General features: G+C 31.9%; 11 protein-coding genes. 1 reads left to right on the forward strand and 10 read right to left on the reverse strand.

Going from position 1 to position 10,526, the window contains the following annotated elements:
- Positions 1-75: 75 nt before the first annotated feature.
- A complete protein-coding gene (locus ACFYQA_RS33570; RefSeq protein ID WP_002468148.1) occupies positions 76-1,125 on the forward strand; it encodes a site-specific integrase in 1,050 nt (349 codons plus the stop codon).
- A 1,578-nt stretch (positions 1,126-2,703) separates the two neighbouring features.
- On the opposite strand, the gene ACFYQA_RS33575 is transcribed toward ACFYQA_RS33570, so the two are convergent.
- The 10 genes from ACFYQA_RS33575 to ACFYQA_RS33620 all read right to left on the reverse strand — a co-directional run.
- Complete coding sequence (locus tag ACFYQA_RS33575; protein WP_038399459.1) at positions 2,704-4,167, reverse strand: SH3 domain-containing protein; 1,464 nt, start codon at positions 4,165-4,167, stop codon at positions 2,704-2,706.
- On the reverse strand, positions 4,142-4,552 hold the full coding sequence (locus ACFYQA_RS33580; protein WP_002468157.1) for a phage holin: 411 nt from the start codon (positions 4,550-4,552) through the stop codon (positions 4,142-4,144). Before ACFYQA_RS33580 ends, ACFYQA_RS33575 begins: the two co-directional genes overlap by 26 nt.
- A 63-nt stretch (positions 4,553-4,615) precedes the next feature.
- On the reverse strand, positions 4,616-5,014 hold the full coding sequence (locus ACFYQA_RS33585) for a YxeA family protein (RefSeq protein ID WP_038399458.1): 399 nt from the start codon (positions 5,012-5,014) through the stop codon (positions 4,616-4,618).
- Positions 5,015-5,171: 157 nt separating this feature from the next.
- Complete coding sequence (locus tag ACFYQA_RS33590) at positions 5,172-5,579, reverse strand: hypothetical protein (RefSeq protein ID WP_038399457.1); 408 nt, start codon at positions 5,577-5,579, stop codon at positions 5,172-5,174.
- Positions 5,566-5,973, reverse strand: a complete 408-nt coding sequence (locus ACFYQA_RS33595) for a hypothetical protein (protein ID WP_237621837.1) — start codon at positions 5,971-5,973, stop codon at positions 5,566-5,568. The genes ACFYQA_RS33590 and ACFYQA_RS33595 overlap by 14 nt, the downstream gene beginning before the upstream one ends.
- A 14-nt stretch (positions 5,974-5,987) precedes the next feature.
- Positions 5,988-6,611 carry a poly-gamma-glutamate hydrolase family protein gene (locus ACFYQA_RS33600; RefSeq protein WP_038399576.1) on the reverse strand — a complete coding sequence of 208 codons (624 nt, stop codon included), beginning with the start codon at positions 6,609-6,611 and terminating at the stop codon, positions 5,988-5,990.
- A gap of 4 nt (positions 6,612-6,615) precedes the next feature.
- Positions 6,616-7,830, reverse strand: a complete 1,215-nt coding sequence (locus ACFYQA_RS33605) for a BppU family phage baseplate upper protein (protein ID WP_038399456.1) — start codon at positions 7,828-7,830, stop codon at positions 6,616-6,618.
- Positions 7,830-9,692, reverse strand: a complete 1,863-nt coding sequence (locus ACFYQA_RS33610) for a M14 family metallopeptidase (protein ID WP_049386821.1) — start codon at positions 9,690-9,692, stop codon at positions 7,830-7,832. Before ACFYQA_RS33610 ends, ACFYQA_RS33605 begins: the two co-directional genes overlap by 1 nt.
- 15 nt (positions 9,693-9,707) lie before the next feature.
- Positions 9,708-9,881, reverse strand: coding sequence for a hypothetical protein (locus ACFYQA_RS33615; protein WP_002504159.1), 174 nt, complete (start codon positions 9,879-9,881; stop codon positions 9,708-9,710).
- Positions 9,874-10,526, reverse strand: a 653-nt coding sequence (locus ACFYQA_RS33620) for a phage tail protein (protein ID WP_388926102.1), incomplete at its 5' end; no start/stop codon positions are given. The genes ACFYQA_RS33615 and ACFYQA_RS33620, both read right to left, overlap by 8 nt.

The following is a 10,526-nucleotide window of genomic DNA, read 5'->3' on the forward strand; positions in this document are numbered from 1 at the left end:
TATTTAGAGAGCATATTATCGGGTAGCCCGTCTACCCTTATTATTTTTTACTTTTTTAAGGAGGAATGAGTAAAGATGCCAGTATATAAAGATGAAAGTACAAAAAAGTGGTATTTCTCTATACGATACAAAGATGTTTACGGAAATAACAAACGTAAATTGAAGCGAGGATTTGCCACAAAGCGTGAAGCGAAGAGTGAAGAAGCAAGATTTTTAAATGAAGTTAACGAAGGTTATAGTGACTCTAGAACTTTTGACTATGTTTTCAATCATTACCTGGAAAATAGCGATCTTCGACCTAAAACAAAAAAGCGTAAACGAAACGAATATAATAAACATATAAAAGATAAATTCGGACACATCAATATGAATAAAATAACTCAAAATCAGTGCCAAGAGTTCCGTAAATACTTAATGGAAACTGTACCTTCAACTAATACAGCACGTACCATATGGTCTGGTTTCAAAGTAGTTGTTAACTATGCTAAAAAGTATTTCGGGTTGCGTATAGATCCAACTATATCCATCAAACCTATTCCACGTGTAAAACCTAGACCGAAGTATATGCTAAGAGAGGAATTTGAAGAACGTGTAAAAGATATTAAAGAACAAGACTATAGAGAATTGTTTACTTTGATGTTTTATACAGGATTAAGGGTCGGAGAAGCAATGGCGCTAGTTTGGACTGATTTTAATAAATATAAAAAAGAGATATCCATTAGTAAAACAATGGACATCTCTAATAGAACAATATATCCACGACCTAAAACAGATAGCTCAGAAGATATTGTTCCCTTACCTAAGTTCATCAATGAAATGTTAACTCAACGCTATCAACGTGAGAAATCAGCAAACAAATACTTTGATGAACGTAGTTACTTTATTTTTGGTGGAATGGCTCCTAAGCACTACCAGCATGCTCAGAAGAAATTCCAACAAGCTTTCCCTAATTATAACATACACACGTTAAGACATTCTTACGCATCTTACCTTGCAAATAACGGTGTAGATATTTTTGTTTTACAATCGCTTATGAGACATGCTCAAATCACTGAAACGATGGGCACTTACAGCCATTTATATACTCAGAAAAAACACGATGCAATAGCAATATTTGACGAGTAAATGGTATCAAAATGGTATCAATAGCTGTTTTCAGTGATAGAGAATGGCTCAACCACGCCTTTGAAGGCTATCCAATTGCACCTTCCATTTCGTGTAAAATATCTATTTTCTGTATTTTTCAGATACTAAAAACGTTGATTTTAAGCGGTTTTGGTATCTGAAAATTTTACAATATTTTTAGTTTTAAATTAAATTGGTATCAATTATGGTATCAAAAAACCACGTTCTGTTAAGAACGTGGTTATTAAATAAATACATGAAAATTTGAGAGGAAAGTTAAATTGTATACTTATAAATTAGCACATTTAAAGATATAAAGAAAGTGGTTTAGAATATAGTATTAATATTAAATTAGGGCAAGGGTTATTTTAATATAATGGCCACCTCGAAGTCGAAATAGTTATAGTTTTATCTTAATTGCAAAATCATATAACTTTTCACATTGTTTTAACCCTAAATTATCAAGTGTGCGTTCTCCAAATCTTAGTCGATGAATAGTACTTTGTTCTACACCTGTTTCTGTTGCTATGCAATTGCTTGTTAGATCACTCTTTAATAACTTCTCTATTTCTTTTCTCATTATTCACTTTTCACTTCTTTGATATGATTTTATGTAAATAGTGTTCCATTTGCCTTCAACATAAACATTATGACTTTTGTACTTTTTAGTCATTCATACCATTCAAGTACTTTTCACTAGCTCCCCATAAACAACACACCAGTCTTCATTATAATTGTATTCTATCCTTATTATAATACTTTGTAGCATATTCATATAGTTTTTTGCAGTATGTTATCAGCTTCTATATTTTCAAGTCGTAGTTGTGAGATGACAAATTGTTTTATGCTTGCTCTTTGAAAATCTGATATCCTGTTATAATACTACTAATCAATTCAAGTATTTTTGATTTATACTCGCTCAAGTTTTCTACGTCTATTCTTTTTATCTAAATAATAAAAATGGATCTCTCTTCCTATAAAAGTAGTAATGGTACGCTTAATATTAATAATACAAATATATTTGTTCTTTCATAATTGAAAATATCCCAAAAATATTTTATCATATGATATGGAGAAGTTCTGAAGCTCCAGGTATAATCCTTTCTTTGTTATTTGGCCTTACGGTTTAGTTACCGAGAGGCCATTTTCTTAGTTGCATAACACTTCTTGAATAACCAGTACTGACAATACTGGATGTTCTAGGAGTGTTTTTATTATGTCTAGCATGAGGTTTTATGAAAACTTTTACATAAAAAAAAGGATAGCCGTTAAGACTACCCTTCTGTGAAATGACTTGCAATTTAATTATAACATAGTTACGACAGAAATTGTTGGCGTTCGCAAAAATAACCACGCTCACAAAGAGCGTGGTAGCAAAAAAGTTATAAAGGAGTATAAAAAATTAAATTGTATGTAATTTAATTATAGCACAGACCGTGTAACCAATGTAGTGTTAAACTATGTTTTTTTAATATCAATCTAATATCTTCATATTATAGACATAATTAATTGTAATTTATGAGAGGTAGCCATAGCGACTACCCTTGTATAATGACGTGGTAATTTTATTATAACAGATTAATTGATTGTACCCCACAATTTACCTAAACTATCATTTGTTTTATTCCATGTTCTCACAGCTAACCAAACGTCATTACCATTATAAGCTGTATAACTCACCCAAACGTGACCGTCTTGTTTACATACAGTGTCATATTTTATTGTTTGACCTGGCTGTAATACACCGCTCACAGGACAACTTCTAAACGGTCCAACATAATGAGTTTTAATAGGAGTGTTTGGCGTAAAGTGAGCTATTTCTGATTTATAATAAGTTCCATACTTATTGATTTTCCAACCGTTCATATCTCGTCTATTAGCTGGAGTGGATGCACTGCCAGGTTTGTTTTTAACTGTAGTAACTTTAGGTGTACTACCTTTCATATATGCCCTAATTTGCTTAATAAAGTAATCTTTTAACTCAAGCTGTGTTGCCTTAGTCCATGCTTGTTTTGTTGGATCAATGCCAGCATGTAATTTAGCAGAACGATGAGGACAAGCTGTATAACTAAATTCATTGTGTAAACGAACAGTATTTCTGTTAGCTGGTAACCCCCACTTTTTAAGTTTATGCGCTGCGAATTTAAGCGCAACTTGTTCATTTTTAAGAAAATCTTTATCTCCGGCATACATCGATTGGTTAACTTCGATTCCGTAGAATTCAAAATTACCTGAACCTGGTTGGACACCATCTGATACATGCCAAGCAATTCTATCTTCTGATATAGATTCCCAAATACCGTTTCTATCAGCGTATGCGTGAGCTATGCCTCTTGCTAATCTATTGTAATCAGCGTTTACTAGATTGTTGTAGTATTGTTTTGAATTCATTGTGCCGGCATCGTTATGAATGACTACACCTTTAGGTTTACGACCTCTCTTAGTCATAGTCCAACTTTTTATATGATTAGTGTTGACTTTGATGCTACTATTTTCCTTAACTGACTGTTTAGGAGCTGATTTTGCATCTTTTTTAGGTTCTTCTATTTCTTTCGCTATAGGTGGAACTATAAAGTGTGTTAAACCATAATAATTATCCCATCGTAAGCTAGGTTTTTTATTAGCCCAGCCATTCCAATTTTGTTCTAAAATTTGGAAACTGGTAGTATTACCACCATCATATACTATACCTATATGCCCATAACGTGAATAGGTTCCAGCTGTATATACAGCTATCCAACCTTTTTTGGGTATCGTTGACGGTTTGTTTTCTACAATCTTCCACCCTTTAGGGAATTTGTTTATTATAGAGCTTTTAGCATCGCCCCACATCTCTGTTTGATTATCAGTTAACCACATTACATAATCTATCGCCAAGTCCATACACTGTGCGTGATAAGCACGGTCTTTATCAATGCAACCTGGTTCCATAGCACCAAAGGAAGCGTCATAACTCGTCCAACGTTTAACTCTGTATGGACTATCTACTACACCGTTTTTATAATCTCGTAAACGTTTATTGATTTGAGATTGCGTTTTCATCTGGAGCTCCTCCTCCATCATTATTAAATTCGAATTCTTCTTCATCAGAATCATCAGTAAACGATTCGTTAGTGTCGAAAACTTCAGGTTTCACTGCCCCTGACTCACTTTTAAACTGTACAGGGTGCGTTTTTTGATTACGCGGTTTATTTAGTTCTAGGTCAATACCAGCATCAGCAACGCCTTTAGTGTTAGGGTTTGTAACAATACCTAAAGCTACAAGTATTGTAATAATACTTCCCAGAATACTACTGATTGTTTCAAGTTCACTTGATATATCTATACCAAATGCTTCGGTTACTTGTTTAGAAAATAATAATACTGCACCAACTAAAGCTGTGAGTGTTGTTCCGTTTTTAAAACGATTAATCCAGTTAATTTTCAAAAAATACATCTCCTTTATAGTAAAATAAAAGAGCCTAGGATTCATGTCCCAGACTCTAAGATATTAATTTAAATGTTTACGTGCTTCTTTAGGAATGTCATCTTTTTTAACTTCTTCATAACTTTTAACTGTATCTAATTTTTGTTTAATTTTTAAATAGTGATTGAGTTTTAGTCTTTTCATTCCTACATATTTGATTTTTTTACTGTTACCTTTTTTATCATAACCTGTTGTTTCGTATTCATGAGTTTGATCTGCCTCTTTTTTAGGCTTTTCTTTTACTGGTTTAGTAGTTTTTACATAATATTCTTTTGTCGGCTCAAGAGGGTTCTTCATATTCAAACTTTTTACATTTTCATTACTTGGATGATAATCACCGTAAATTCTCAATCCGAAAAGTAATCCCATTACTAATAATATAATGATTATTATAGGAATTAATAAAATTTTTAAATCTCTCATTAATGAACTCTCCTTCAATTTAATTACAATTTAATTGTAGAAGATTCTAATGAAAATTACTTTTATCTATTCTTACAAAATGACATCTTAAACTTACAAAGTTGAAAGATTTTAAAACTATATATGCCTTACTATGATTTTTTCTTTAAATACCACTTTAATTAATCACATTTTTTAAAAAGTCGAACAATGGGTGGATAAGCCAAGCCACACCGCCTCCACCAACAAATATACCGGTAGCTTTTAAAATAAACTCTTTATTTTCTTTACCTTTCTCTTTTGCTTCTTGTTCTTCTTGACTTAAATGTTTCCTAAACATTTGAGCATCCTTTTCGACGACAGACAATCGATGGCCTTGTTCTATGATTTGTTGGTTTGTCTTTTTCTGTTCAGCACTCATCTCTTTAGTTGCTTCAACCATTTGATTAAGTGTAGGTTTAAATTCTGCTAATAGCACACTTAAATTGTTATAATTATTCGTATGTTTTTCATCGACTTCTCTTATTCTTTTATGAATAGCATCCCTATCGTCATAATAACTTTGGGGTAATTCATTGTTTGGCATAATGCAACACTCCAAAGTAAGCATAACCACCACACGTTAAAGTAGTTAAAAAGTAAATGAGAGGTGACATCCAATTTAAAGAATCACTAATACCAGCTAACGTGATTACAAAGAAAAACACAGAACAAATAATCCCTCCTAAAATAAGAGTGATACTATAGACTTTGTTAATATTTCTATAAGGTAAAGCCATAGCTGCAATAGCTAAGCATAAACCACCTATAAAGAATGGAATACCCCAAATACTTAAGGGTATTATTTCATTAATACTGCTATACAATGGACTTTTATCGACTTGAGTTTCAGAAGCAAATATAAAAAAAGACCCACGAGCCATACCTATTGTTCCAATAAATAATAAAGAAATAACATTAATATATTCCATTTCAGTCATACTGTGTGTTTTCTTCATGTTTCTACCCACTTTCTATCATTAAGTGCAGCACAAATAGCATTAGCATAGTAATACATATCTTCTGTCCAATTATGTGTATTTTCTCTATTCTTTTGACTAAAATCGTTTCGACTAAAAAATTCTTTTCTTTGTTGAGTTGATATTTCAATCTGTACACCCATGCCATAGGCATTTTTATTAGTTATATTATTAATTTCTCTGCCCGCAATTCTGTCAGAAGCAGCTTCCACATTAAAACCTGAAACTTTTAAATTGTGAGTAATAAGAGATATAAGTCTTTCATCTAGTCCACCAATATAACTATTCGCTTCACTGCTTGAATAACCATGTATGGCTATCGTTACATTCATAAATTGATTCCAATATAGTAAATTGGGGTTATCATAATTTGTTGAAGTGACGTGTAGAGTTCTATTGTTTTTCGGTTTTAAACCTTTAAAAGTGAAATAGTTTGAATTCGATAATTCTGCAACCAATAACGCTAATTCAGAAGTGCCGCACTCTATACCACCTCCGTGTATAGCAGTTATAAGTGATTTACTATTTCTATCTTGCGTCTCAATCATCCAATCTTTTTCATTTCTCACAAGTTCAGTCATAGATTTATAAGTATCCATCACTTTATTCACCTCCTTTATCTATCATTCTAATTTCTCCGTAAATATAAGCTTCACGACTTACTGACCACTGATCGCTCTGAGAAATATAAACTTTAACATCTCCATTAGGTTCAATAGTTAATTGAGCACCACCAGCTTTAACAGGCACCGCTCTTAGGAACGCAGTTTGCGTACTTGTAATTAATTCACTCGGTAACTTCGCTATAACAGTTCCACTTTTAAAGTTGTCAGCGTTAATTCTTAAAATCACTTCCTTGTAGTCTTGATGTTGAATGATTTTATAAGCGCAATTAAAACCATTTTGTCCTTCAGCTTTATAATGCCTATTTTTTATAGCTCCATTAATCAAATCATATTCAATCCAATCTGAAGATTCAGGTAACTTTTCTTGTATTTCAGTAATGATTTTACGATGTTCATCAATTGTGACGTATCCCTCTTGACTTAATATATTTTCAATATTCCTAACTTCGATTCTTAAATCTTTCAAATATTGACTTCCTTTTGTGTCAATTTCGTTGTCATATTCTTCATAAAGATTTTGAATTGTATTTTTAGCCGCGTTAAGAGATTCCTCGACGTCTTTTACACTTTTACTATGTTGTTGATTAAGTTTGTCCAATCCTTTTTTTGTTTCAATCTGAATCTTTGTAATTCCTTCATCACTTGCATCTTTCACTTTAACAACGCAATCTTCTAAATTATCTAATTGTTCTTGTATTTCAGTGGCTCGTGCATTAATTTGTCTTTTTAATTCATCAAACATACGGATATATTTAATTTTAGTTGCACCATTAATTTTATTTATTATTGCGTCACCCACTTCGAATTCAAATTCAGTTAAAACTGCAGTTGATGATTTATCGCTATCTACCTGATTTTGATGGTTAATCGAAATATATATTTGACCTATAACAGTTGTATTCGTTGAAGCTTGTAAGAATTCAATAGGTATAGTTACTTCAATAACACCATTTAAAGGGTCAATAAAACGCACATTTTCTACTACTTGATTAGAACCGTTAGAGGACTCAAGATATATGTACGTTTCAGTGTTTTCTTCACTAATTAATAAAGGCTTTTTGTTTTTAGTCACATAAAACCTTAAAACAGCAGTTTTATCATCTAAATTATAAAAACCGATACCTTCATCAGATATCGGTTTTAAGTAAGGCTCGTTTTTAACTTCAATTTTACCAATCTTTTTTAATTCCATTATTTATCCTCTCCATTTATAACGTTTCTTAAATCATCATCGTATATAGTATTAGGGTAAATTTGTGTGAACGTATCTTCTTTAAGATTACCGTATTCTCCAGATTTTAATATCTGAATAGAATTAGCAGAATGCGTAGGAGTGAACTTCGCAAATAATTTAATTTGTTTGATTGTTACAATACCAGCACCTTTTTTCTTAACATCTAATACTGGCATTACTGTATCAGTACGTTTTGTACCTGGTTCAGTAATCGTCGACATTTGAACTCCAGCAGCAGCGTAAATAGGGAAAGTTGTATTTCCTTTGTTGAGTCTATGTTCAATTGAAAATAGATTACGTTTTCTACTTTTATTAAACCCAAAGAATGGATGATAATTCTGAACAATATTAGGACTAATCCCGACTGTGACATCTCTATCAACGTTTATAGTCACATATCCATAGAGCTCTACAAATCCATTCGCTAAAACTTTGAAACGCTGCTGACTCATCATTATACGTTGCCATTCATTCCTTTCTGCACGTAGGGTAATGACTTCAGACGTTTTATTGTTAAATCTATCATCATATACCATCACTTTAATGAAAGGATCTAATGATGTTTGACCATTTTGATAAGATTCAAATTGTGCCATTCTGAAAATTACATTACCAACCCAGCGTACTGAACGTCTCATTTCTTCGGGACTTTTCTTTTCACCGACACGTTTTTCATTTATTTCTGAAAGATATGACGTTGTTTTATTTCGGATTCCTACCCAATTACTAAAAGATGATAATGTACTGGAACCCCAAACAACGAGATCTCCCTTACTTTTTAAATTGTTAATAAGATGAGTCATATTATTATTTTTTTGATTAGCCCAACGCGGATAAAATAAACAGTAATCATTATTTACTGAAATAATATCATGCAAATCTAAGTGAGCAGTTAAATTATCTATACGTTGAACTAAGCTACGCATATTTTGTGATTCTTTTTCAGAAAAAGGACTTTTACCTTTGAAGTTAGATTTATCAGGATCTGTCCCTTTACCTGCCTTCCAGTTATAATCAAAATTTCTGTTTAAATCTACATTGTTCACATTCTCTCTTTTTTGATTTGCGAATCCCCACGGGTTAACCATAGGAACATAAATTAAACGTACATTTTTTCTTAAGTAAGTTAGTTGAGGATACTTTTCCCACTGATTGACCAATAGGTTGAGTATATGGCACATATCAAAAAATCCAGTAGTTTCATTACCGTGTATACATGAAGTAATAAGTAGCGTTTTATTGTAATTTTGTGGTTCAAACGTAAATTTGTACACATTATATTTTCCTGATGTATCTTCTCCTATAACTTCTTTTGTAACGTATTGATTATCAACTAAAGGGTTTAAAAATGCTTCAATATGGGCTTCTGGTTCCCAATTATTTGGTGTCCCATTTTCTCCTAATCTATTTCCTGATATATATGGAGGATTCCAAATAAAGTCAACTGCACCATTAGAATGTATTTCTTTATCTAATTTTCTGTTAATTCCTAAAAAGTCATGAAGCAGTCTTTCTTGCAACAAAGGATGTACGGTACCATCTATTGATACTCTGGCTTGTTTTGTTTCAGCTATACCGTCTCCATTTGCTCCTAAAACAAGCCCATTAATATTACCGTTAAGATAATCCAAAAATGCAGAAACGTTTGTATTTCTATAATCAACCTGCATGGCTTGATGTGCATGAAGGTTAGTTTCTGTGTGTGCGCGATGCTGATGATCTAATTCATTATAATAATTAAGTATTGTTCTAAAATTATTTATCATCTTGGTTCTAAATGTGTGTCCTATTTGAATAGGAAAGTCTAAAGTTAATAACATTTTATGAACCTCCTTTTATTCCTTCTCTAAATGAGATATTCTCTTTTTAAGTTCTTCATTTTCTTTTTCCAAAATTTCTATTTTATCTAAGTAAACACCTAAACCGATGACTGCCTCTATGTGCGTGACTGGAAAATATTCTTCTCCATCTCTATCTTGTAGATATCTTATCGATACTTCTTTACTCATCAATCAATACACTTCCTACTGTTTCGTTATATTCCTCTAACACATTTAAAGAATAGTCACTAGTTTTGAATCCTTTTTTCATAAGATTATTAACCTTTCTTAACCTACGATTGAACTGTGATTGCATTTGTATAATATCTTTCTGAGCATTACTGAATTCCACTTCAATAGGCTGCGAAACAAGGGGGTGATATTCAGTAAGTTTGACAACTTTTAAATCAGTATTAAATCCGATAGGTTTGTGAATAAATCGAATAGTATTATTTTCATGAATACTTTCTAATCCTAAATAATTCGTTGCTACTTCGATTGTTGGAATATCATCAAGCGTTTCTTTTAATTTCTTCTTTAACTCTGATTGATTTGTAATATTATCATCATATATTGTAGGGGCTTCTGATTTACCATATTGCTTATAATATGGAGACTTATATTCAGCATATACATGATAAATATCTTTGCCTTTAAGAACTGCAGTTAGATTTAAAACACTACTTTTACTCGTACCAACATACATGACTGGATTAGACTTCTTATAATCAATACCAGGTTTTTTCGATTTAAAAACGCCTCTAAAAGAATGTTTACCTTTTGATAATCCTTTAGCTAAAATAACTTTTTGCGTCGAAGCATGAGCGCTGTAAC

The sequence above is a fragment of the Streptomyces sp. NPDC005774 genome (genome assembly GCF_042871645.1).
Classification (GTDB): Bacteria; Actinomycetota; Actinomycetes; order Streptomycetales; family Streptomycetaceae; genus Streptomyces; species Streptomyces pratens.